Genomic DNA, 25,548 nt, shown 5'->3' with positions numbered 1-25,548 from the left:
TATTATAAAGTTAAAGGTAGGTATGTAAATCAAAACCCCTTACGGTTTTTTACTGTAAGGGGTTGAAATATTTAAAATATAAACTTTCTATTCATCCACAAGTACCCAATCTCCTTTGTCTAACAACGGAATTGCTTGCTTGAATTTCATCTCTTTGTTTTCACCGCTCATAACATTTTTTATAGTCACTTTATCGTTGCGGTTAATCTTTGGGCGCTCGCGAGTAATGGTTTCCGTTATCTGCTGACGCTGAGGTTGTGTATTTCCAGCAGCTCTAGATTGTGAAGAACGTTCATCCAAATTCGGGATTTCGTCTTTCTGCTCGCTTAAGTTTTCTTTTCGTTTTACCTCTCTTGCTTCTTGAATTTGTTGTTGGTTTTCCTCTGGCAATTCACCTTTAAACAGGAATGAAACAACATCTTTATTCACTTTTTCAATCATCGCTTTAAAAAGTTCAAAAGCTTCAAACTTATAGATAAGCAACGGATCTTTTTGTTCGTGAACTGCAAGCTGAACAGATTGTTTCAATTCGTCCATTTTGCGTAAATGCGTTTTCCAAGCATCATCAATAATTGCTAAAGTGATGTTTTTCTCGAAGTCATTTACCAATTGCTTTCCATTGGTTTCGTACGCTTTTTCAAGATCGGTAGCAACGTTCAATGTTTTTACGCCGTCTGTAAAAGGAACAAGAATACGTTTGTATTTGTCTTTCTGAGTTTCGTAAACATTTTTAATAACTGGGAAAGCCATTTCAGCATTACGCTCCATCTTATTTTGATAGTGAATAAACGCTGCTTTATAAATTTTTCCTGCAATTTCCGTGCTGTCCATTTTATCGAATTCCTTTTCAGAAATAGGGCAACTCATGGAGAAGAAACGTATTAATTCGAACTCAAGATTCTTGTAATCCTGCGCCATTTTATTACTCTCGGCAATTACTTCTGAAGTATCAAAAATCATATTCGCAATATCTACGCGTAGACGATCGCCGAATAATGCGTGGTAGCGACGTTTGTAAACTACTTCACGCTGCGCATTCATAACATCATCATACTCAAGCAATCTTTTACGAATACCAAAGTTGTTTTCTTCTACTTTTTTCTGCGCACGCTCAATAGATTTCGAAATCATAGAGTGCTGAATCACTTCGCCTTCTTTCAAGCCCATACGGTCCATCATTTTGGCAATTCGATCACTTCCGAAGAGACGCATCAAGTTGTCTTCCAAAGAAACATAAAATTGTGAGCTTCCTGGATCGCCTTGACGACCACTACGACCACGTAACTGTCTGTCTACACGTCGTGAATCGTGACGTTCTGTACCTACAATTGCAAGTCCGCCAGCTTTTTTAACTTCTTCGCTTAGTTTAATATCCGTACCACGACCCGCCATGTTTGTGGCTATGGTTACGATTCCGCTTTTTCCTGCTTCGGCAACAATATCTGCCTCGCGTTTGTGAAGTTTCGCGTTCAATACGTTGTGTGGAATATTTCGGATACTCAACATACGGCTAAGTAATTCTGAAATTTCTACAGAAGTTGTACCAATAAGTACTGGTCTTCCTGCTCGTGAAAGCGCTACAACTTCTTCACCAACGGCATTGTATTTTTCGCGTTTGGTTTTATAAATTTTATCTTCTCTATCGAAACGTGCAATTGGACGGTTGGTTGGAATTTCAACCACATCCAGTTTGTAGATTTCCCAAAGTTCACCAGCTTCCGTAACTGCAGTACCCGTCATTCCCGAAAGTTTGTTGTACATACGGAAGTAATTCTGAAGTGTAACCGTTGCAAATGTTTGGGTCATTGCTTCAATCTTCACATCCTCTTTTGCTTCAATTGCTTGGTGAAGTCCGTCACTGTAGCGGCGACCGTCCATAATACGACCGGTTTGCTCATCTACAATCATTACTTTGTTATCCATCACCACATATTGATCATCTTTTTCGAAAAGCGTGTACGCTTTCAAAAGCTGATTCATTGTGTGAATACGTTCACTTTTTACAGAAAATTCACGGAAAAGCTCTTCTTTTAATTCTACTTCTTTTTCAGTAGGAAGACCTTGCTTTTCTATTTGGGCTATTTCGTTTCCAATTTCTGGCATTACGAAGAATTCTGGATCTCCTTCGCCAGATAGATAATCTACCCCTTTATCAGAAAGTTCTATTTGGTTATTTTTCTCATCAATTACAAAATAAAGCTCAGCATCAACCTTCGGCATTTCGCGATTGTTATCGCTCATGTAATGATTTTCAGTTTTCTGAAGAATTTGTTTTACACCTTCTTCCGAAAGATATTTTATCAAGGCTTTGTTTTTCGGTAAACCGCGGAAAACACGTAGTAATTGAAAACCACCTTCTTTATGGTCGCCTTCTTTAATAAGTTTTTTTGCTTCCGATAAAACTCCGGTTAAATATTTTTTCTGAACTTCAACTATATCGTTAATTTTTGGTTTAAGTTCGTTGAATTCGTGGCGATCGCCTTCTGGTACTGGTCCAGAAATAATTAGTGGCGTACGTGCATCATCAATTAAAACCGAATCCACCTCATCCACAATTGCGTAGTGGTGTGGGCGCTGTACAAGATCGTTTGGCGAATGTGCCATATTATCGCGCAGGTAATCGAAACCAAATTCGTTGTTGGTTCCGTAAGTTATATCAGATAAATAAGCTTTTCTACGTGATTCAGAATTTGGGCGGTGATTATCGATACAATCTACCGTCATTCCATGAAACTCGAAAAGTGGTGCCATCCACGCGCTATCACGTCTTGCAAGATAGTCGTTAACCGTTACAAGGTGAACACCGTTTCCGGCAAGGGCGTTTAAATACATTGGCAGTGTAGCAACCAAAGTTTTTCCTTCCCCTGTATGCATTTCGGCAACTTTTCCTTCGTGAAGTGCAACCCCACCAATAAGCTGAACGTCGTAATGAACCATATCCCAAGTAATGGGTTTTCCTGCGGCATCCCAAGAGTTTTGCCAGATGGCTTTTTCGTCTTCAAGGGTTACATAACCTTTATCTGCGGAAATTTCGCGGTCATATGCGGTTGCAGTAACCGTAAGTGTTGGGTTGTGCTTAAAACGCTTTGCAGTTTCTTTCATTACTGCAAAAGCTTCGGGAAGTATTTTAGTAAGGGTCGCTTTTTCAATTTCGTAGCGCTCTTCCTTTAATTTGTCTATTTCGTTGTAATTATCTTCTTTTTTATTGATGTCTTGTTCAGTCTCAGATAGTTTTTCGAGTTCATCAATTCGGTCTTGCACCACTTTTTGGGCATCTTTAATTTCTTTTTTGAAATAAGCTGTCTTTGCCCTAAGCTCATCGTGGGAAAGTTTTTCGATTACAGCTTCGTGTTTTTTTACTTCATTTACTAGCGGCTGGATAATACCAATATCTTTTTTTGATTTATCGCCAACAAAAACTTTAAGTACATTATCTAATATTCCCATGATGTGTAAATTTATTTTGAAGTGTTGCTTGGCAGCACTGTTTTGTCAATTTTGTTTTAGTTACGGATGGTAAAATAGGTCTCGACTGTGATCGACCAGACATCCATTTTTTTTCCACCACGAATACACGAATAATTATGCAATTATCGTGTATTCGTGTTTTTCATTTTCAATAATTTTTAAATAAAAAAAAGCCTCCTAAAAGAGACTTTTTATATTATTTTTTAAATGTTTCCCAAAATCTTGGGATTAATATTCATCCTCGTTCCAGAGATAATCGTCGTCTGTAGGATAATCTGCCCAGATCTCTTCAATAGAGTCATAGGAGTCTCCCTCGTCTTCGATTGCCTGAAGGTTTTCCACTACTTCTAGTGGGGCACCAGTCCTGATCGCGTAATCAATCAATTCATCTTTTGTTGCGGGCCAGGGTGCATCGCTTAAATAGGATGCTAATTCTAATGTCCAGTACATAGCACTTAGGTTTAATTTTCTGCAAAAGTAATTTTTTAGATCAAAAAGTCAAGTAAAATCCGAATTATTTCTGCTGTATTTTAAAGAACGTTTTTTGTGTGTTGATAATCAGATGATTACAAACGAGGTTGTTAATAAGTAATTTAAGCTAAAGTGCTGTTTTTCTTCTATTTCCAGAAAACTATCCTAGTTTTTCAGGAATCCATTGTGTCTCTTCCGCGTTCTGATCTTTAGACAACTTCCGTGCCAGCACAAATAGGTAGTCAGATAGTCGGTTTAAATACATGAGTACTTTTTCGTCAATTGGCTCATTTTCATTTAAAAGCGTTGCTCTTCGTTCTGCACGTCGGCAAACTGTGCGTGCAATGTGACAATATGACACGGTGGAATTTCCACCTGGTAATATAAAATGCGTCATTGGTGGTAGCGCATCGTTCATTATATCCATTTCATTTTCTAAGAGCGTGATATCCTTTTCTTCAATTTTCGGAATATTGAGACGCTCCTTCCCACTTTTCAAGGTTGCTTTTGCAGGATCTGTGGCTAAAATAGCGCCAAGGGTAAACAGTCTGTCTTGGATAGAAATTAGTATTTCCTTGCTTCGTGGATCTATATCTTGTGTGCGAATTAAACCGAGGTGCGAATTTAGTTCGTCTACTGTTCCGTAACTTTCAATGCGCATGTTGTGCTTAGGAACGCGGGTGCCGCCAAAAAGTGCCGTGGTTCCAGCATCTCCGGTTTTAGTATATATTTTCATAACCGTTGTGTGATTTTGAGGAATGAGATTTTAAACAAATTTACGAATAACCCTAGGAATATTACAATGAAATTACTGCCAACTGCAACTGCTCACTGCCCACTTCCCTTCTCTCGATCTTTTTTTCGTTCGTAATAACTACTTCTGAAATTTTTGTTCTTTCGTTGGCGCAGATTGGTGGCGTTACGTTTGTTCCAAAAATAAAGAATGGCTAACAGAAGAATTCCGCTAATTATTAAAACGATGGGGTTTGAAAGGTCAAAATTCATTTTTCAAATATAAAAGATGAAGAGGAAAGAACGAAAACTTTTTCTAAGAATAAAGAGAAAAGCTTTTTCGAATCTTTAAAATTGTCAACTGCTACTGCCGACTGCAACTTATTTTCTAGTATCGCTCTCTACTATTCCATCGCGAAGACGAATGATTCGGTGTGCATTTTTGGCGATTTCCTCTTCGTGGGTAACTAGAATTACGGTGTTTCCTGCTTTATGAATATCACCAAAAAGATTCATTATTTCTTCTGAAGTTTTAGAATCTAAATTTCCCGTGGGCTCATCAGCAAGAATAATCGAGGGTTTGTTAACCAATGCTCTACCTACGGCAACACGTTGGCGTTGTCCACCAGAGAGTTGATTGGGTTTATGATCCATTCGGTCTGCCAAGCCAACATCTGTTAAAACTTGTTTTGCCCGTTCGGTACGGTCGCTTTTTGAGGCGCCTGCATAAACCATTGGTAATGCTACATTTTCCAGCGCAGTGGTGCGTGGGAGCAGATTGAAGGTTTGAAAAACGAAGCCTATTTCTTTGTTTCGAATTTCAGCTAATTCATCATCCGTCATATTGCTTACATCGTGCCCATTAAGTTCATAACTACCCGAAGTAGGCGTGTCTAAACATCCTAAAAGGTTCATTAATGTAGATTTTCCAGAACCGGAAGGCCCCATTAACGCAACATATTCGCCACGTTGAATGTCCAGATCAATTCCTTTTAAGACTTTTACAACTTCGTTGCCAAGTGGGAAATCTCTAGTTATATTTCGAATTTTAATTAGTAAACTCATAGGTGTTTTTCAATATATGCTATAGGACGCAAAGGTACGAGGGATGTTACAAACAAATAAATTTCAAATAAATCACAAAGGACAAAAAACAATTATTTTTCTTCTAAACTCAAACCCTAATAATAAAATGTTGTTTTGGTTGCTCTTTTCTGAAAAAAACCATTCCCCATTGAAAAGTGTCTATGCTTACCGTAACATTCTCATCAGCAATTATTTTCTGCCATGCCAGCGTCATATCTCTGCTCCAATAAATATCGTCAAAAATAATAATTGAATTATTGTGAACATTGTTTAACAGTGAATTGAAATACTGCAAAGTTCGTTCGCCATTGTGGTCGCCGTCTATAAAAATTAAATCGTATTTTTCTGTAACGTTTTCTGAGAGGAAATCCTTAAATATTTTCTGGTGGATTTGAATATTATGCAAGTTGAATTTCTCAAAATAATCTTGCGCTTTGTTTAAGGTATTTGGGCAGCCATCCACGGTATGAATCGCGGCAAATTCATTTGAAAGTGAAAGTGCAACTGTTCCTAAACCCAGTGAAGTTCCAAGTTCCAAAATGTTTTCACTTTTAAAATACTTCGCCAAACGCAATAGCAACTTTTGGCGTTTCTTCTTCATTCCAGCGTTTTTTACCACAGCAGAAACTTTTCTGGCGTTGCCTTTAAACACTCGGGAACCTTGACCGTAATCCTTCATTTCCACCATGGAAATGTCACTCCGGAGCGCTCGTCGGTGCTTTTTTAATATTTCGTATTCAGGGTAAATTGTTTTGTCGTTAAAACATTTTGTAACCAAATCATACACAAATGGAGAATGAACCCCGTGCTTGTTTTTGGAAAGCCGAACAAATTTTATAAAACTTTTGGACTGATGAATCACGAGGGAAAGTTAATGGTAAAAAATTAATTGATAAATCGCAGCACCAATATTTTTTCAAACTAGAGGAAACTTTTCTCTGCTCCCTTCGCGTTTCGGCGGTGCTATTTCAACCGCAGAGGCGCAGAGGGCGAAAGTTTTTTAAAATCTCACCACTGACCACTTATTCTCCCATCTTTGCTGATAGCTCAAACCAGCGCTCGGTTTGTTTTTCAATTTTATCCATAATTTCCTGAAGTTTTATGGATTGCTTATCAATTTCGGCACCATCCCAGTTTTCGGTTGCAAATTTATTTTGAAGTTCCTCGCGGTTTTTTTCAAGATTCACTATTTCCTTTTCTAGTTTGTTGTATTCCTTTTGCTCGTTATAATTCAGTTTTGCAGGGCTTGAATCTTGTTTCCAATCTTTTTTATTCTTTGGAGTTGCTTCACTAGCATTGCGTTTTTCCTGAATATTGCTGTCTTCATAAGATCTAAAATCTGAATAGTTTCCGGGGAAATCTTCTACTTCAGAATCGCCTCTGAAAACAAAAAGGTGATCTACAATTTTATCCATAAAGTAACGGTCGTGACTCACTACCAGCAGACAGCCAGGAAAGTCTAATAGAAAACTTTCCAGAACATTTAGGGTTACAATATCGAGATCGTTGGTAGGTTCATCGAGAATTAAAAAGTTTGGATTTTTAATTAAAACCGTACATAAATAAAGTCGTTTGCGTTCACCACCACTAAGCTTTTCAACAAAATCGTATTGCTTTTTTGGGTCGAAGAGAAAACGTTCCAAAAGTTGCGATGCAGATATTATTTTACCTTTTTTCAGCGGAATATAATCGCCGTATTCTTTGATAACATCTATTACTTTCTGGCCATCTTTAATATTAATGCCGGCTTGGGTGTAATACCCAAACCTCACGGTTTCACCAACCACAACTTTGCCAGAATCTGGTTTTAAGGCACCGGTTAAAATATTTAAAAATGTAGATTTTCCGGTTCCGTTCTTCCCAATGATCCCAACGCGTTCGCCACGGTTAAAGTTATATTCAAACTTATCCAGCAGCACTTTATCACCAAAAGATTTTGATACTTTGTGAAGTTCCACCACTTTGGTACCCATGCGCTCCATATTCAATTCTAACTGAACTTCGTGGTCGTTTCTGCGTTTACTGGCGCGATCCTTAATTTCGTGGAAATCGTCAATTCGGCTTTTACTTTTTGTAGTTCGCGCTTTTGGCTGGCGGCGCATCCAGTCTAATTCTTTTTTGAAGAGTTGCTTCGCTTTCCCCGTTTCGGTAGCTTCGTTTTCTATTCGAGCATCGCGTTTTTCTAAGTAGTAGCTGTAATTTCCTTTATAGTTATAAAGAATTCCTTCGTCCAATTCCACAATTTCGTTACAAACGCGTTCCAAAAAGTAACGGTCGTGAGTAACCATAAACAGCGTGAAATTTTCTTTAGCGAAAAGATTTTCTAACCACTCAATCATTTCCAGATCCAAGTGGTTGGTAGGCTCATCCATTATCAACAAATCTGGAGTGGTGAGCAATGCATTGGCCAAAGCCAAACGTTTTTTCTGTCCACCGCTTAGTGTAGCTACTTTTGCGTGCAGATCTTCCAATTTTAGTTTGAAAAGAATCTGTTTGTAACGCGTTTCGAAATCCCAAGCGTGATGGGCGTCCATGGCGTCGAAAGCCTTTTGATAGGTTTCAGCCTCCTCCGGATTTTCTATGGCGTGCTCGTATGCCTCAATTATTTTCAGAATTGGATTATCTGAAGAAAATATAGTTTGCTCTACCGTTAACGCAGGATTTAAATCTGGTTCCTGTGGCAAATAGGCAATTTTTAGGCCGTTTCGAGAGACAACATTTCCGCTGTCGGCTTTATCGTTTCCGGCGATTATATTTAGAAGCGAGGTTTTCCCAGTTCCGTTTTTTGCTACGAAGCCTATTTTTTGTCCTTCGTTTATTCCAAAGGAGATGTTTTCAAACAAAGGCTTCATGCCAAAGGACTTGGAGATGTTTTCTACTGAAAGGTAATTCACGGTTTGTATTTTCGGCAAAAGTACTGTAAATGATTAATGATTAGTGAATAATTTGTGGGAATGTCTTTACGCTTTTAAAAATATACACTGCAATTTGGCAGCAAGCTTTTAATTCGTTCTTTTTCCGAAGCAGCGATTGGGTTTCCTACTAAGATCAAGGTTTTTAGGTTTTTAAGATTTTCAAGATGCTCCGGCATTTTTTTTAATTGATTATTTGAAGCTATCAACAGTTCTAATTGGCTTAACTCTGAGAGTTCTTCGGGTAGTATCCTTAGCTTATTGTCATTCAGAATAAGGGTTTTTAAATTTTGAAGGGATCCAAGTTCCTTTGGGAAATACTGCAATTGATTGTATTCTAAATTTAGCTCTTCCAATTTTTTTAAATGGGTCCATTGGTCATTAAACTCATTGAATTGGTTGTAGCCCAAATCTAGCGATTTCAGGTTTTTCAATTCAAAAAAAGAAGTAGGCATATAGCTTAGTTGGTTGTTGTCTAGTTCCAAAACTTCCAAACTCTTGCATTTATTGATACTTTCTGGAAGTACGGTGATGTAATTAAATGAAAGGTGAAGAAAACGAAGGTCTCTCAGTTTGCTTATTTCTGAAGGAACTTCGGCTATTTCATTATTAGAAAGATTTAAACGGATTAATTTTTTTAATTGGTCAATTTCTTGTGGAATGTATTTTAGAGAATTCAGCATTAAATTGAGGACTTCCAGTTTTTTTAAATTGAAAATATAGGCATTCAGAGTTTCAAGATTATTTCCCATTAAATTTAGAAAGCGAAGATTTTTTAGCGCTGCAATTGAATCTGAAACATAAAATAAATGATGGTCGCGCAAGTTTAGCTGGGTAGCATTTTTATCTTTTACCGCATCGTGAATGCTTCCGTAAACGGGGGCTTCCAAAGGATTTGCATTTTGGGCCATAGCTGAGTTGTAGATGCCAAAGGCTAAAAACAAAAAGATAGTGATTCTTAAAAGACGCTTTTTAGGGGAGTGGGTCATTTTTGTGATTTTTAAAATGAATTATGTTAAATGGAAAAAAGGACCGATAAAAATTACCGATCCTTTTCCTTTTAATCCTTGCTTCGTTAGTTGCTTGTTAATATTTTGAATTGGCCGTTTTTGCCATCAATTTGAATGTTCAAAATCAACACACTATTGTTCGCAGTATAATTTGAAAGATCCAATGCTACTTTTTGGTTTCCACCTGTTGTTTCAGCATTTGTGCTGTAAAGGCTTCTTCCCAAAAGGTCATACACTTCAATAGTGATTGCTTTTCCGGCATCTGCGGAATTCAATTCCAAAGTAACTTCACCTTTAGTAGGGTTTGGATATACTGATAAGTTTTCCAAAGTGTTATTATCGTTAACACCCAAAATCTGTTCAACCGTTATATATTCAGTTTTTACTTCTGTATCGCTTGTTCCCGCAATGTTTGAAACAACTAAGGAAACATCATAAACACCAGGAGTGCTGTAGGTAACTACAGGCGTTTGATCTGTAGAGGCAGCAGGAGTTCCTCCTTCAAAAATCCAAGACCAAGAATCTGGTGTGTTTTCGCTTAAATCTGTAAAAGTTACTGTTTCACCTTCGGTAATTACCACATTGTCTGCAACAAAATTAGCAACAGGAGCTTGTATTCCTATTTCTCCGCGAAGCGCAAATACTACGGTCGCAGATTTATCAAAAGTAACATCTGCAAGAGTAGCATCTTGTTGTGGCGTATTGCTACCACTTGGGTGCTGTACCGAAAAGAAACCGTATTTAAAATCTGGAGTGAAAGTTAAACCAGTTGGCTCAGCCCCTGATGGCATAGAACTGTGAAGCATTACTTTTGGATTACTCTGGGTGTGGTCTGGACGCACAACCCAAATGTAGTTGTTACCTCCATCTTCAAGAACCCAAAGATTTCCTTGGTCGTCAAAAGTAAGGTTATCGTTCCCATTACCCCAAGGCTCGGTAAATACGCCTTGGTCTGTATCCAAATCGTATGATTTTCCGCCTACAAAGGTTTCAAATTCTGAAATAGTGCTTCCGTCGTCCTTAAATCTGTAAACGCGATTTTTTCCTTTTGCGGCAAAGTATATTTTTCCGTCAATAGGGCTAATTTCACAATCTTCTACGCCGTTGAAATCGGTTCCGCCAAGGGCTCCTGCAACAGATGAAAGGTTGTTTCGATCTGCTTGGGTAGTGTTTGGAACTTGAATCCAAGTTGCAGTGGCTGAACTTGGATCGTTTCCAGAAAGTGGTAAATCCAGTTTCAACACATAAACAGTACCTGCAGTAAGGTCGCCGGGAGTATCTGCTACAAATTTATAAACACAGTCTGTTCCGCCATCTTCACCGTAGTATGCTGTAACTTGGTCATTGCTTACCACTACGTTTTCGTGTTTCAAACGGCCCATTGCCCAAAGTTTCTCTTGACCATTTCCATAATCCATAACCTGTGCGGTAACTGGATCAATTTCCACAAGCCAGCCCACATCTTGGTAGCCGTCGCCATTTGCATCGCCTGCGCTCGTGTTTTCTTCAGCGGTAATTGCTGTTCCCCAAGGTGAAATACCACCAGAACAGTTTCTAATTGTTGTTACCAAAGCACTGTTGTAAAGATCTACCGCTTGTGTATCGTCAAGAACCCAAAGGTTTGTTGTTTCGTCTAAATGAAGATTCACAATAGAAACTCCACCGGGAGTATTTTCATGGTTAACTGAAAGACGACCAAGTGTACTGCTTCCGCCTTCGGCTATATAGCCTGTGAAATCGTGATTTCCAGGAACGGTTCCACCGCCAATGGTGTAGGCGCTTCCTTGTTTCAAAATTTGCTGGAAATTTTGTTCGCTTGGAATAATCATTTTATCGGTTTGTCCTGTTGGCACTATTGAAGTGAAACAAGCAATATGTGGCGAAGCACAATCTACTGAAAGATCTTCATAATCCTTGATATACATGTCAAAACGAAGATCTGAACTCTGCCCATCACGGTTATGGATTTCTACAGCAATTCGGTTTGTTCCGTTTACAAAAACGCTTTTCGGCAATTGCTGGGTGAAGTAAATATTTTCATTAATTCCATCAATGATAGTTGAAGAAGTAGTTAAATAATCTGTCGGTTCTGCAGGCATATTATCTCGGAAAACTTCAACACCATTTACGTACACAATGGCTCCGTCATCTCTTTTCATACCAAACTCTATAAAATCTGCAACGTTTGTAAGATCAACTTCTACGTCTTTTGTAAAATAGTAAGTGATGAATTTGTTATTTGAATCTGGACCAAAAGAAATGTTGGTATTTACAGGATCACCGTAGCCCAAAGTTCCGTAGCCATTGGCCCAAGTGGAATTGTCGTACGCAAGTTCTGTCCAATTATCGGCATCAAGACTTGTTCCGTTATCCAAATATCTCCAACGGCTGTCTTTTGCTACTGGATAAGGAGTTGGTTCCAAAGGAGGAAGTACAACAGTTGAACTAACCGCCATATCAAAACCAAGATCGCTGCTGCTCGCAGATGCTTGATGAAGTTCCACGGCAATAACGTTTGTGCCATTTACCAATAAATTCGCAGTTGCTTGTTGAAAGTAAGTAGACTCATCGGAGCCGCCCACAGTTGAAGAAGCATAAGTATTATAAGTAATTGCTCCCCCGGGCATATTCATACGAAAAGCTTCGGAACCATTTACGTAAACAGCCACTCCGTCATCACGGCGAACATCAAAAATTAGATCGATAAATTGTGAGGCATCAGCGATATCAAAAGTATTTCTGAAATAGTAGGTAGGGTATTTGTTATTTGAATCTGGGCCAAAATTCAAGGTAGTGGTTTCAACACTATCACCGTAGCCGAAGATTCCGTTTCCAGAAGTCCAAGCGGCATCGTTAAAAGCAACATCTTTCCAAGAGGTGCCTAGGTCAACACCAGTGTCGTTGTATTTCCATTCGCTCATAGCAGGAATTGGAAATACTCCGTTTATTGCAAGATTTTCCGAAGTTCCATTTACACAAACCGTGTTTGTTTTAGGAACCTCCCGATTTTCGGCTGCAACGCCAAAACCAGTAAGGATGGACATTAGTAAACTAACTAATAGGAATTTTTTTTTCATTTCTAATTGTTTAAAGGGTTTTGATTAATTAGTGTAAAAGTATATTTGGCAGATTGCCTTACAGTAAACGACGGTTTAAGGTTGGGTAAAGACTTTGGTAGGGATGTTACTAAATTCCTAAGATGAAGAATGGTTCTAGTTAAACTTTCTGAATAGCGATTAAAAAGGAGTAGTTTATGTAAAAGCGTCAGTTTGAGTGTAGTGGAAGTCCTTTTTAGTAAGCACCTCTACTGCGCTAAGTGAGACACTATGTTATTTATAGGAATTTGTATCGCTTAACGTTTTAATAAACGCAATCAATTCCTTTTTTTCGATATCGCTTAAATCCAGTTTGTCTGGGGCGAGGGTTTGGTTTACCACATTTAGGCCTAAGCCCGCGCCACCGCCTTCGTTGTAGAAATCGATTACTTCTTCCAAAGTTTCGTACGCGCCGTTGTGGAAATACGGCCCAGTGAATTCAGCGTTGCGAACCGTGGTAGTTTTAAATGATTTTTCATAAATCCACGCTTTTTCGCTAATTATGTTGCTCGCTATTCTTCCTTCGTCGGTATCGAGGGTTTTTGTTTTCGCATTCGGATTTTTTAAAACACCTAATATTTCTGTTTCATTTTCACTAAAAAAAGGCGGCACTAAACCTGCGAAAGTAGGAGCGAAGTGGCAAGTGGCGCAATTCGCTTTTCCCATAAAAAGGTTGAAACCGTTTTTCTCTTCGGAAGAAAGAACTTCAGATTCGTTGCGAACATATTTATCAAATTTGCTATTCCAAGAAGTAAGGGAAAGCACATAGGAAGCTAAGGCTTTTGAAAACTTTTCACGTGTAATTTCCCCTCTTCCGTAAACGATTTTGAACTTCTTAGCATACTTTTCATCGCCATTCAGTTTCTCCAAAATGTTGCTATAAGCCGTATTAAATTCGTCCTCATTAAAAATAACATGCTCCGCTTGTTGCTCTAAAGTAAAAGCGCGCAAGTCGTAAAAATATCTGGCGGCGTAAACAGCATTTAGCAGTGTGGGGGCGTTGCGAAGGACTGTTTCCCCTTGCACATTGCTAGCAGATTGTGGAACATTATCTGTAAAGGCCTTGTCCGGGTTGTGGCAAGAAACACAGCTCAATTGCGCATTGTTGCTGATGGAAGTATCATAAAAAAGATCTTTGCCTAACATCTTCATTTGTGCATTGTCTTCTTCTTTTTTCAACCCGGTGAAAAAATAAGGGTTTAAAAAATCTGCAGCAAAAATGGAGTTGCTTTCCGGGTTCCAAGAAGTTGTGTTAATTAATGAAGCATCTTTTTTTGAAGGTTGAAGTTCTCCCAAGTATTTATAAAGTGGATCGATATATTTTTTAAGAAATTCCAAACGGTCAAAAGTTTCAAACGACGCTGCTTTTTGCAAGTTTGAAATTGCCCCTTCAAAAAGTGAAACAATTGTTTCATTTTGATAATTTTCAGAAAAATAATCCTTCATTCCTTTCAATGAAGATTCCGTTTCGGGAACAGCGTTTAACGAACCGGGCGTATCGAAACCCGTGATTCCCATAGAAAAAATGCGAACTAATTGCAGGCGCATTGCGGCAATGTCATTTTTAAAAAAGTTCTTATTTTTTGGAATTGAGCCGTAGAGCCTGCCATAGCTCGCCTTCAGTTTAGTGGCGAGGGCTGCGATTTTTGTTCTTTCAGAAAATGCATCTTCCGAAAAAGCTAATTCGTCTAAAATCTGTAAACCTTCTGGCTCCAAAACTGCGGGGCGTGTGTTTTCGCGTTCAATATGTAACAAAGGCGCACCGTTAAAATGTTCGTTGGCGTAAACTGTATATTGGAAAGAGAGGAAGAACTCAATTTTTTTGTATTGGTTTCGCGCAACTAGCACAGCTTTTTGAAGGGAATCCTGATTTGTTTTTCCTAGTTTGAAATCTGTTGCCACTTTTTCTAAGGCTTCCGTTGTTTTTTTAAAGTTTGAAGTCTCTTGCTGAAGAAAACTGAGTTTTGTGAATTCATTAGTTGATGGAGAAAATGAGTAAAAGAAGAAAACGCAGACTGCAGAAAGAAAGAAAAAAGCAAAACTAAATTTTTTGGTACGTGGCATGTAATATTAAAATTTTAGGGTTTCAAACAATTCCCGAAAGTAAATAGGTAGGCAAGGAGCCGTGTTATTTAAATATTAAATAATGATTAAATTGCAGTAGCGAAATGAAGTAGACTAATGGACTAGAAAATATGTTTCATTATTTAATGCGTTACTCTATATTTGTCTATTATCAACCCTTTCCTTTATGAAGCTTACGTATGTATTGCTATTTTTGATTGTCGTGTTATGCGTTTCTTCTTGTGTAACCACCAAACAGCTTACCTATTTGCAGGAAAACACAAGCGGGACAGATACTTTGGCGCTTTTAAGAAAAAGACAGGAACCGTATAGACTTCAAATAAACGATCTTTTAAGTATTCGTGTTAAAGCTTTGGACCAGGAAACCGTTGGAATTTTTAACCCAATTAATGATGCGAACCCAAATGCTACGGGTGAAGAAAGATTGTATTATGATGGTTTTGTTGTGGATGACCACGGAAATATTCGCATTCCTAGTTTAGGCGAAATGAATGTGCTGGGTTATACGGTAGATGAAGTTCGCGAAAAGCTAGAAGAAATTTTATTAAGAGATTATTTTAAGGAGGAGGCGAACGTATTTGTTACTGTGAAACTGGCTGGAATTCGATATACAATTAATGGCGAAATAGGAAGTCCGGGTTCAAATATTATTTATAGGGACCAAGTGAGTATAATGGAGGCAATCGCCAATAACGGCGATATTAATATAACGGGCGACCGAAGTGATGTAGTTATAATCCGTCAGTATCCTGCAGGGCAGAAGGTGCACCACATAGACCTAACAAAATTGGAAGCAATGAATTCGCCTTACTATTATATTAAACCCAACGATTTAATTTTAATAAATCCGTTGCCACAAAAAGCTTTGGGTACCGGCACCACTGGAATTCAATCTTTCACAACCATTATTTCAATCACAACTGTATTGGTTACTACAATATTGTTGTTTACCACATTATAAAAATATGAGTGACGAATTCGAAATAAACGAAGCCCACACTACTTTTGATTTCAAAGGTTTTCTCTTTCGGTTGTTACAACATTGGCCTCTGTTTGTGGTTTCTTTGGTAATTGCATTTTCGGTTGCGTATTATGTAAACGTGCGGAAACTTCCGGTTTATCAAATGGAGAATCTTCTTTCTATAAAAGATGACCAAAATCCTTTTTTCACAAGCACAACCAGTCTAACATTCAATTGGGGTGGAACTACAGACAAAGTTAATACAGCTGTTATTTCATTAAGATCACGATCGCACAACGAAAAGGTTGTAGAGCGCTTGGGATTTTATTTGGAATATTTAAAGGAAGGGAAATACCAACAAGTAAACGCTTATAAGCAGACACCATTTATAGTTGAAGCGGACACTACAATGCCACAAATGCTGAACAAGCAAATAAAAGTGGTTTTTAAAGATTCGGTTAATTTCGATTTGAGTGTTTCATTTGAAGAAGGTGGAAATATCAATTTACAAAATTATAGCACCAAAGAAACCAGTAGTAAGTTTGTAGATGCAGGCACGTTTACGCAATCGTTCAAAATAGGGGATCGTATAAAGTTGCCTTTTTTCAATGGTACTTTTATGCCAAACCCAGATGTAATATCGAATCCGGGAACCCCTTATTATTTCGTCTTTAGAAGTTTTGATGGTATTGTGCAAAGATATTCGGGTATTCGCGTTGATGCAGAAAGCAAAGGTTCTTCTGTTTTGAAAATGCAACTCATTGGCGATAATAAAGCCCAATTGGTTGATTATTTGAATACTTCGGTACAAGTGCTAAGCGAAGATATGTTAGAGCGAAAAAATCTATTCGCCACTAAAACAATACGGTTTATTGATAGTAGTCTTGCCGTAAAATCAGCTGAACTGTCTACAGTTGAAGACGAGTTAAATCAGTTTAGAGATAAAAATGCCATCTTCAATCTTGAGGAAGAGGGTACTGAAATAAATACAAAATTAAGCGAATTAGACCTTCGCAAGGAAGCCGCTAGCCGTGAGCTTAATTATTACAATATGCTAGAGGAGTACCTTACAAACCGTACAGATTATAAAAACGTTCCGGCACCATCTGTAGCAGGAATATCTGAGGCTAGTGTGATATCTGGTGTAGGCAAAATAATAGCTTTAGCAGAGGAACGTAATAAACTTCAGTATTCATTTAAAGAGGGTGCTCCCATTTTTAAAGATATTGACAGACAGATTAATGCCGTTAAAACTGTTTTATTAGAAAATCTTCGTTCTTCAAAAAGTTTAAAAAATCAGGAACTTGACGCTATTAATCGTGACCTAAGTCGATTTGAAGGACAGATTAGGAAACTTCCGAAGGAACAACAAGATCTTTTGAAAATTGAGCGTCGCTACAATCTTAGTCAGGGTACGTATAATATGTTTCTTGAGAAACGCAGCGAAGCAGGTTTAGTGAAGGCTGCCAATGTTAGCGACGTTATGGTTATTGATACGGCTAAGGATACTGGCGGTGGACAAATTGGCCCCAACACTCAGTTGAATTATATGATGGCGACGCTTCTCGGATTTTTCTTTCCGTTTTTTATCGTGTTCCTTCGTGTATTTTTCGATACCAAAATAACCAAAGTAAAAGATTTGGAGCGCATTACCGCTATTCCCTTATTAGGAATTATTGGGAAAAGCCAGATAGATGGTAACTTAGCTGTACTAACACAACCAAAATCTGCCATTGCTGAAGGGTTTAGGGCACTGCGTTCAAGTTTACAGTTTATATATAAAAAACAAGGAATTAAAGGCGCTAAAACAGTACTTGTAACTAGTTCGGTTAGTGGGGAGGGAAAAACATTCTGCTCTATTAATCTAGCATCGGTATTTGCACTAAGCGAAAAGAAAACCGTATTGGTTGGTCTTGATCTTCGTAAGCCTAAAATATTTGGCGATTTCAATATAATTAATGATATGGGAGTGGTGAATTATCTGATAAATGAGGCAGATATTGATAGCATAATCCAAAAAACAGAAATTGAACATTTAGATGTAATTACTTCTGGACCAATTCCGCCAAATCCTTCCGAATTACTGATTAGCGAAAAATTGGATGAACTTATTGAAAGCCTAAAAGAACGCTACGATTACATAATTTTAGACTCTCCACCCTTAGGGATTGTTTCCGATTCGTTGGAACTGATGAAACACGTTGATGCCACGCTCTATTTAGCGCGATTCAACTATACACATAAGAATATGTTCACCTTTGTAAATGAAAAGTATAAAACTGGCGAAGTAAAACATATTAGCATAGTGCTAAATGATTATATCGAGAAAACTGGTGGGGCATATGGCTACGGTTATGGTTACGGCTATGGCTACGGATCTTATGGAAATTATGGAACTGGCTATCACGATAAGGCAAAGCCGTCTGGGTTTGTGGCTAAAGCGAAGCAGTTTATTAAGAGGAAGTAACATCTCCCCTAAATCCCCTCTTCAAAGAGGGGACTTTTGATTCGTACTACTAATCACAAATGAATTCCGAATCTTGCTCCTCCCTTTGAAGGGAGGCTGGGAGGGATGTTTTTCAGTTTCGAAGCGGGGACTTTTGATCCTGACTTAAATTGATAGTAGGAGGTCCTTTCGCTTTAAGGCTGGCGTTTTTAATACTATCTAAATCAATAAATTACATCCAAATCTGCCCCTCCCTTTGAAGGGAGGCTGGGAGGGATGTTTTTGTTTGTTTCGACGTTGTTACTTTGGTTGCAACCTCGCGAACATCTCCCCTAAATCCCCTCTTCGAAGAGGGGACTTTTAAGTCCTTGCCTACATTGATAGTAGGGGGTATTTTCGATTTACTTTTCGCTTTAAGGCTGGCATTTTTAACTCTAACGAAATCAATAAATTACATCGAAATCTGCCCCTCCCTTTGAAGGGAGGCTGGGAGGGATGTTTTTTATATCTTTATAATGTGGCTAACAAGATCATTCCATATAATAAGCATCTTAAACTTATGGCAAGGGAACTTCGGAAGAATATGACCCCTTGTGAGGAATTGGTATGGGATAAAATTAGAAAGAAGTCCTTGGGAATAGAATTTCATAGACAAGTTCCAATATTGAATTATATAGTTGATTTTTATTGCCACGAAATTGGACTGGTAATAGAAATCGATGGCAGCGTGCACGACAATAATTTTTTAGAAGATGCCGAGAGACAAGGGGAAATGGAGAAAGAGGGTCTACGGTTTTTGCGCTTCTCTAACAATGAAATTTTAAATAATATGGACTACGTTTTGGTGACAATTAGAAATTATATTAAAGAAAATACGTAGAACATCTCCCCTAAATCCCCTCTTCGAAGAGGGGACTTTTGATTCGTACTACTAATCACAAATGAATTCCGAATCTTGCTCCTCCCTTTGAAGGGAGGCTGGGAGGGATGTTTTTGTTTGTTTCGACGTTGTTACTTTGGATGCAATCTCGCAAACATCTCCCCTAAATCCCCTCTTCAAAGCGGGGACTTTTAAGTCCTTGCTTACATTGATAGTAGGGGGTATTTTCGAATTATTTTTCGCTTTAAGGCTGGCGTTTTTAATTCTAACTAAATCAATAAATTACATCGAAATCTGCCCCTCCCTTTGAAGGGAGGCTGGGAGGGATGTTTTTCATCTTCGAAGCGGGGACTTTTGGTTCTGTCTTATTTCGATAGTTTGGGTATTTTTGATTTACTTCAACATTTCCTTTTAAAATATTTCCAATAATTTCTTCGATTGTATTCAACAAGATGAATTTCAAATTTTATTTTGAAATGATAAATAGATATAAAACCTATTTGCTAATGCCGATCTAAGCTAAGCTTGAATAAAGTGAAGAGAAGTGTTTGCAAATTTCCTATCTTAGCTCCCAATTAAATTAGACATTTGACTTCCCAAGAAAACGATACCTGGCTTTATGAGATTTCCTCAAAAAGAAAAGCCTTCGACCTAAACTTAAAAGAAGTATGGCGCTATCGCGATTTGCTTATTCTTTTTGTGAAGCGTGATATAACCACCGTTTACAAACAAACCATTTTAGGGCCGTTGTGGTATTTTATACAGCCGCTATTTACGTCCGTTATTTTTACTTTGGTGTTTAATAATCTTGGGAGTATAAGTACTGGCAGCATTCCGCCGTTCTTATTTAACCTTGCGGGGATTACAGCTTGGAACTATTTTACTGCCTGTTTTACGGGCACTTCCAATACTTTTAGAAGCAATGCAGGGATTTTTGGGAAGGTGTATTTTCCACGGGTTATAATGCCAATGTCTATCACCATTAGCAACTTGATGAAGTTTGGAATTCAATTGCTGATATTTATTATTTTCTATTGCTATTATTTATTTCATGGCGCTGATTTAGGTCCGAACTTACATTTATTGTTATTTCCAGTTTATATTTTAATGATGGCGCTACTTGGTTTGGGAATGGGGATGATTATTAGTTCGATGACCACCAAATACCGCGATTTAAACGTGTTGGTGGGCTTTGCGGTTTCATTATTGATGTACGTTTCGGCTGTGCCGTATCCATTATCGGAAGCCCGAAAAAAACTACCGGGTTATGTAGCAGATTTTGTGGAATATAATCCGCTTACCCAAATAATTGAAGGATTTAGATATATGCTTTTAGATACAGGAAGTTTTAGCTGGCTTGGGTTTTTCTATACCTTGGCGGTGAGCGTGTCGCTGTTTCTGATAGGTTTAGTGATTTTTAATAGGACGGAGAAATCATTTATTGATACGGTTTAAACTAAGTATTGAGATATGTGACTTGAGATGTGAGAGTTACTGAAGATTGTTTAATTTTGAATTTTGGAAAAAGAGGTTAGCCGCAAAGTAATCCTATGAAGGCGCGAAACGAAAATAGCGAGAAATAACTGTATTCTTTGCGCCATTGCGAGAGAAAAAAAAGAGTTAATTAAAAAACCAATGACAATATTAAAAGCCGAAAACATAAGCAAGCAATACCGTCTCGGGAACGTGGGTACTGGTACGCTTTCGCACGATTTAAATCGTTTTTGGCACAACATCCGTGGGAAGGAAGATCCTTATTTAAAAATAGGGGCAGTGAATGATAGAAGTAGTAAAGCCAAATCTGATTATGTTTGGGCGCTGCGCGATATTAATTTTGAGGTGCAGCAAGGGGAAGTATTGGGAATTATCGGGAAAAATGGCGCAGGGAAATCTACTTTGCTTAAAATACTCTCAAGAGTTACAAGCCCAACAACGGGCGTTATAAAAACCAAAGGACGAATAGCCTCCTTATTGGAAGTGGGCACTGGCTTTCACCCCGAGCTTACTGGCAGAGAAAACATTTACCTTAATGGTGCTATTCTGGGGATGACCCGAGGAGAGATTACCGCCAAGCTAGATGAGATCATAGATTTTTCTGGTTGCGAAATGTATATAGACACTCCAGTAAAACGTTATAGCAGCGGAATGACCGTGCGCCTCGCTTTTGCCGTGGCAGCCCATTTAGAGCCAGATATATTGGTGGTAGATGAGGTGCTCGCCGTGGGCGATGCAGAGTTTCAGAAAAAGGCGATTGGAAAGATGCAGGATATTAGTAAAGGGGAGGGTAGGACTGTTTTGTTTGTTAGTCATAATATGGCTTCCATAAACAGTTTATGTACTAGGGGCATTTTGATGAGCAATGGCAGTATCGAAAATATGGGTAGTGTTACAGAAATTATAGAGAGTTATCTGAACGCCAATAGCCAAACAGATGCTTTATCAAACAAAAAGAATATTAGCGATTCTGAACGCACGGGAAATAAAAAGATAGAAATTGATTTTGTTGAATTTATTACCGAAAAGGAAGGAATAGTACCTATAACAGGTAAGCCATTAATGATTAACTTTCATTTAAAAAATCCCAATTCTATCTTGACCGAAAATATTCAACTCGATTTCCGTATCGATGATACCATGGGAAACCGCTTGCTATGGCTGAGTACTTCAATACATGAAGTTAAAAAGAATATCCAGGCAAACGTCATATCTTTTGAATTTGAAAAACTGCCTTTAAATATGGGGAGTTATATAGTGACCACTTATTTGACGGTAGGCAATGAGATTTCAGATTGGGCTAAAAATGCTTTTCGTTTTAGTGTAGAGGAGGGGTTTTACTACGATAGCTTTAAACAGGTAGTTACCAATCAGACTAAGGTTCTAACAGATTTTAATGTGGTTTATCTATGATACAAAAATTCAAAAAGCTTAAATTATTTTTAAGGGAATTAAGGAGTAATCAAATCGCGATCCGTAAAGGACAACAACAAATTTGGGCAACCCAGAAATTACAATCCATATTCGGTGCTGAGTGTTTTATCCCCCAAACTTCCTGGTCTTTACAGCCAGAAGCTATATTACATATTTTAAATTTTATTTCAATAAATAAGCCAAATACAATTATTGAATTTGGCGGTGGTGTTACTACTCTGTATATAGCAAAACTGTTGCAAATTGAAAACAGCGCTGCAACTTTCATTTCGGTTGAGTCAGACTCAGATTGGTTAGAAACATTAAAATCAAAACTTGCCGAAAATAATTTAGATCATATTGTCACGCAAATTCATGCTCATATAGAAGCAATAGATTCAAAACTCGCATTTAAAGATCAGAAAACTTGGTATTCACAATCATCCGTAGAAAATGCCATAAAGAATACCCCCCAATTCGATTTGGTGATTGTAGATGGTCCTGTTGGTGGAAGTACTCCTTATGCTAGATATAGTGCTTTGTCAGCTCTTAAAAAGCAAACAAATGGAAATACCGTTTGGTTTTTGGATGATACGGACAGAACCCATGAAAAGGAGATTATACACGAATGGGCAAATCAGACAGGACTTAGTATAAAACCTTATGGACGATATTCAATATTGGCCAAAAAGTCAATCTTTGATCTTTCTTCTATCAAGATTTAATTATGAAAAACCCGTTGGTCTCCATAATAATTCCAACCTACAACCGAACTCACCTTATTGGCGAAACGTTGGATAGTATTTTAGCGCAGACCTATACCAATTGGGAATGTATAGTGGTGGACGATGGCAGTTTAGATAAGACAGATGCCCTTATGACTAAATACGTTGAATGCGATAAGCGTTTTCGGTACTATTTTAGACCAAAGGATATGCCAAAAGGTGCCAATACCTGTAGAAACTATGGTTTAACAGTTGCCAATGGCGAGTTTATAAAATTTTTAGATAGCGATGATTTAATTTCTAAGAATGCTTTGACCGATCAAGTCGATTTTTTGAAGGAAAATTCTAAATTTGAAATGGTTACTGGCTATGCCCGTTACTTTAAACATAATACCAATCAATATTGGGAGCGCATACCAGAGGCCATTGATAGTTTGGAGCCACTAACTGATTTCGTAATTGGAAATTTGTACATACCTACAGCGGGACCGTTATGGCGAAAATGTTTCCTGAACAATCAGCAAATTGTTTTTGACCCTACCCGGTACCGTCTACAGGATACAGAGTTTTATTACCGTATGCTATTACAAAAAATACCTTTTAAATTTTTAAGAATTCCTGTGGTACTTTACCGACATCAGAATCCAGACAGCATCACGATGGATGATGATTGGCGTAATTTAAATTCGGTCTATTGTTATTGGGAACAAGTATTGCAGACCTTCGTTCACGAGGATTATAAGATTCAATTGAAAATCAAGCGAATTGTAGCAAACAATCTTTCTCTATTGACGCACAAGATGATAGGTCTTGGAGAAGGAATAAGGGGTAGGAAAAGAAACCTCGTCAGAATAAAACCCAGACTTGAAGAGGCTCTCACATTTGTAAATATATCCTATAGAAATAAATTGAACATAAGAATGGGATACTCTTTGACTTTATTGACTGGAAGAGGCCTCCAATTTTTCAGAATTCCGATCCATGAATAATCCATTAATTTCTATCATTATTCCTTCTTTCAATAGAGCACATCTAATCAGCAAGACTTTGAAATCTATTGAAAATCAGACGTATAAAAATTGGGAATGTATCGTGGTAGATGATGGTTCAACAGATAATACAAAGGACATTGTTAGCATTTTTGCGAAAGAGGACGCAAGATTTAAGCTACTTTCACGACCTGATCAACGACCAAATGGAGCCAACGCCTGTAGAAATTATGGAATTGAATGTTCTAATGGAACTATGATAAATTTTTTCGACAGCGATGATTTAATGATGCCAAACAAGCTGGAATTACAAGCAGGTTTTTTAATCACCTCCAACAAGCCTTATACTATTTGCCAGAGTGAGATTTATGATAGCATTACAGACAAAGTCGTTGGATTGCGATCTGCAAGGATCTACAGTGATAATTTATTAGACGACTATATTAGATTTGAGATATTTTGGGGAACTCAAGCGCCATTATGGCAAAAGCACTTTCTTGAAAGTAATAAGCTTATCTTTGATGAAAGATTACAACAGTCGCAAGACTATGATTTTCATATTCGGGCATTGCTTAAAAGCATAGATGGACATTTTGATGATGAGGTATTGGTGCAAATGGTACAACATGATTCCAACATGTCCCTAAGTATAAAAGATGATCCTAGGAAATTCTTTTCAAATGTGTTGGCGAGGTCAAAAGTGTTAAGATATCATCGTTCTAGTATCAAAGCAAAAACTGAAGTCTATCTATTCCACGAAATATTTTCTTACTTTTTAATCTCATTAACGACTTTCTCGAAAACAGTGTCATTCAGGATCTGGATGGAATTGTCGAGAAGTTTGTTTGTGCTCGATTTTAGTTTTAAGCATAAGGCCATTTCTGCATTGAAATGGTTATTGAGTATTTATATTGATAGAACATCACTTAAATATCCCATATCTTTCAAAAATTATGAGTAAAGTTTCCATCATAGTGCCTTGTTATCAGCAGGGTGTATATTTGTCAGATTGTCTAAATTCTGTTTTAAAGCAGAAATTTCAGGATTGGCAGTGCATCATAGTCAATGATGGATCCACAGATGAAACAGAAGTCGTAGCCTTGAGTTTTCTAAAACGTGATTTAAGGTTTAGTTATATACACCAACAGAATAGTGGCTTGAGTGTAGCCAGGAATACCGGGCTGAAAGCTTCAAAGAGTGAATTTATCCTACCTCTGGATGCAGACGATAAAATATCAACTGAATATGTTTTAAAGGCAGTCAGTGCCTTTGAACATAACAATGCCTTGATGGTTGTTTATTGTAGTGCAGAAAAGTTTGGTGTCGAGTCTGGATTATGGGAGCTACCAATATTTTCCCTTTCGCAGCTTAGTAAAAGAAATGTGATTTTTGCAAGCGCCATGTTTAAAAGAGAAGATGCTCTACACATTGGGGGGTATGATGAAAGTATGAAATCTGGTTGGGAAGATTGGGAATTATGGATATCATTGCTCAAAAATGGCGGAGAAGTTGAGAAACTTGACCATATTGGTTTTTATTACAGAATAAAGGCTAGTTCTATGCTGACCTCTATGAATAGAAAACAAGAAGACGATATTTTGAAGTATTTGAGTATAAAACACGTGGATTTTTTTGTTAATCAGTTAGGGTCTTTTTTAGAACTTAAAAACAATTCTATTAGAGCTGTTTTACTTGAGCGAGAAAAACGAAAAAGTAAAAAGTTTGTTATAGATCTTTTTTGCAAAACATTTTTTGGATTTCAAATTTTTAATAAAGTTTAA

General features: G+C 37.7%; 20 protein-coding genes. 9 read left to right on the top strand and 11 right to left on the bottom strand.

Features of this window, described 5'->3' with window-relative positions; translation table 11 throughout:
- Positions 1-87: 87 nt before the first annotated feature.
- The 10 genes from secA to AC3RVF_RS13370 all read right to left on the bottom strand — a co-directional run bounded on the left by secA (position 88) and on the right by AC3RVF_RS13370 (position 14,838).
- Entirely contained in the window at positions 88-3,447 is a 3,360-nt protein-coding gene (gene secA / locus AC3RVF_RS13415) for a preprotein translocase subunit SecA (RefSeq protein ID WP_489693579.1), read from the bottom strand.
- A gap of 249 nt (positions 3,448-3,696) precedes the next feature.
- Positions 3,697-3,918 (bottom strand): DUF2795 domain-containing protein, encoded by a 222-nt coding sequence (locus AC3RVF_RS13410; RefSeq protein WP_014782927.1) that lies wholly within the window; start codon positions 3,916-3,918, stop codon positions 3,697-3,699.
- 181 nt (positions 3,919-4,099) lie between these two features.
- Positions 4,100-4,675: a cob(I)yrinic acid a,c-diamide adenosyltransferase gene (locus tag AC3RVF_RS13405; protein WP_489691738.1), complete on the bottom strand. Its 576-nt coding sequence runs from the start codon at positions 4,673-4,675 to the stop codon at positions 4,100-4,102.
- A 92-nt stretch (positions 4,676-4,767) separates the two neighbouring features.
- On the bottom strand, positions 4,768-4,944 hold the full coding sequence (locus AC3RVF_RS13400) for a hypothetical protein (RefSeq protein WP_489693578.1): 177 nt from the start codon (positions 4,942-4,944) through the stop codon (positions 4,768-4,770).
- A gap of 108 nt (positions 4,945-5,052) precedes the next feature.
- Positions 5,053-5,736: an ABC transporter ATP-binding protein gene (locus tag AC3RVF_RS13395; protein WP_489691736.1), complete on the bottom strand. Its 684-nt coding sequence runs from the start codon at positions 5,734-5,736 to the stop codon at positions 5,053-5,055.
- Positions 5,737-5,845: 109 nt separating this feature from the next.
- On the bottom strand, positions 5,846-6,619 hold the full coding sequence (locus AC3RVF_RS13390; protein ID WP_489691735.1) for an O-methyltransferase: 774 nt from the start codon (positions 6,617-6,619) through the stop codon (positions 5,846-5,848).
- A gap of 160 nt (positions 6,620-6,779) precedes the next feature.
- Positions 6,780-8,651: an ABC-F family ATP-binding cassette domain-containing protein gene (locus tag AC3RVF_RS13385; RefSeq protein WP_489691734.1), complete on the bottom strand. Its 1,872-nt coding sequence runs from the start codon at positions 8,649-8,651 to the stop codon at positions 6,780-6,782.
- A gap of 74 nt (positions 8,652-8,725) precedes the next feature.
- Positions 8,726-9,658, bottom strand: coding sequence for a leucine-rich repeat domain-containing protein (locus AC3RVF_RS13380; protein ID WP_489693577.1), 933 nt, complete (start codon positions 9,656-9,658; stop codon positions 8,726-8,728).
- Positions 9,659-9,744: 86 nt separating this feature from the next.
- Complete coding sequence (locus AC3RVF_RS13375) at positions 9,745-12,756, bottom strand: alkaline phosphatase PhoX (RefSeq protein WP_489693576.1); 3,012 nt, start codon at positions 12,754-12,756, stop codon at positions 9,745-9,747.
- Positions 12,757-13,008: 252 nt separating this feature from the next.
- Positions 13,009-14,838 (bottom strand): cytochrome-c peroxidase, encoded by a 1,830-nt coding sequence (locus AC3RVF_RS13370; RefSeq protein WP_489693575.1) that lies wholly within the window; start codon positions 14,836-14,838, stop codon positions 13,009-13,011.
- A 187-nt stretch (positions 14,839-15,025) separates the two neighbouring features.
- Between AC3RVF_RS13370 and AC3RVF_RS13365 the strand changes: the two genes are divergently transcribed.
- The 3 genes from AC3RVF_RS13365 (at position 15,026) to AC3RVF_RS13355 (ending at position 19,146) form a co-directional block, all read left to right on the top strand.
- On the top strand, positions 15,026-15,820 hold the full coding sequence (locus AC3RVF_RS13365; protein WP_489691730.1) for a polysaccharide biosynthesis/export family protein: 795 nt from the start codon (positions 15,026-15,028) through the stop codon (positions 15,818-15,820).
- Between the two features lie 4 nt (positions 15,821-15,824).
- On the top strand, positions 15,825-18,287 hold the full coding sequence (locus AC3RVF_RS13360; RefSeq protein WP_489693574.1) for a polysaccharide biosynthesis tyrosine autokinase: 2,463 nt from the start codon (positions 15,825-15,827) through the stop codon (positions 18,285-18,287).
- Positions 18,288-18,783: 496 nt separating this feature from the next.
- Positions 18,784-19,146: an endonuclease domain-containing protein gene (locus AC3RVF_RS13355; protein ID WP_489693573.1), complete on the top strand. Its 363-nt coding sequence runs from the start codon at positions 18,784-18,786 to the stop codon at positions 19,144-19,146.
- A 274-nt stretch (positions 19,147-19,420) separates the two neighbouring features.
- Here the strand turns inward: AC3RVF_RS13355 and AC3RVF_RS13350 are convergent, their stop codons facing one another.
- Entirely contained in the window at positions 19,421-19,594 is a 174-nt protein-coding gene (locus tag AC3RVF_RS13350; protein WP_489693572.1) for a hypothetical protein, read from the bottom strand.
- Between the two features lie 140 nt (positions 19,595-19,734).
- Between AC3RVF_RS13350 and AC3RVF_RS13345 the strand changes: the two genes are divergently transcribed.
- The 6 genes from AC3RVF_RS13345 (at position 19,735) to AC3RVF_RS13320 (ending at position 25,548) form a co-directional block, all read left to right on the top strand.
- The gene (locus AC3RVF_RS13345; RefSeq protein WP_489693571.1) at positions 19,735-20,601 is read left to right on the top strand and encodes an ABC transporter permease; all 867 of its coding nucleotides are present in this window, start codon (positions 19,735-19,737) and stop codon (positions 20,599-20,601) included.
- Positions 20,602-20,781: 180 nt separating this feature from the next.
- Positions 20,782-22,053: an ABC transporter ATP-binding protein gene (locus AC3RVF_RS13340; protein ID WP_489693570.1), complete on the top strand. Its 1,272-nt coding sequence runs from the start codon at positions 20,782-20,784 to the stop codon at positions 22,051-22,053.
- Positions 22,050-22,778, top strand: coding sequence for a class I SAM-dependent methyltransferase (locus tag AC3RVF_RS13335; protein ID WP_489693569.1), 729 nt, complete (start codon positions 22,050-22,052; stop codon positions 22,776-22,778). Before AC3RVF_RS13340 ends, AC3RVF_RS13335 begins: the two co-directional genes overlap by 4 nt.
- A gap of 2 nt (positions 22,779-22,780) precedes the next feature.
- Positions 22,781-23,767: a glycosyltransferase family 2 protein gene (locus AC3RVF_RS13330; RefSeq protein ID WP_489693568.1), complete on the top strand. Its 987-nt coding sequence runs from the start codon at positions 22,781-22,783 to the stop codon at positions 23,765-23,767.
- Positions 23,760-24,728 carry a glycosyltransferase family 2 protein gene (locus tag AC3RVF_RS13325; RefSeq protein ID WP_489693567.1) on the top strand — a complete coding sequence of 323 codons (969 nt, stop codon included), beginning with the start codon at positions 23,760-23,762 and terminating at the stop codon, positions 24,726-24,728. Before AC3RVF_RS13330 ends, AC3RVF_RS13325 begins: the two co-directional genes overlap by 8 nt.
- Positions 24,721-25,548 carry a glycosyltransferase family 2 protein gene (locus AC3RVF_RS13320; RefSeq protein ID WP_489693566.1) on the top strand — a complete coding sequence of 276 codons (828 nt, stop codon included), beginning with the start codon at positions 24,721-24,723 and terminating at the stop codon, positions 25,546-25,548. The genes AC3RVF_RS13325 and AC3RVF_RS13320 overlap by 8 nt, the downstream gene beginning before the upstream one ends.

It is taken from the genome of Aequorivita sp. IT1183 (genome assembly GCF_058068265.1).
This window is presented reverse-complemented; position numbering and strand designations above follow the sequence as displayed.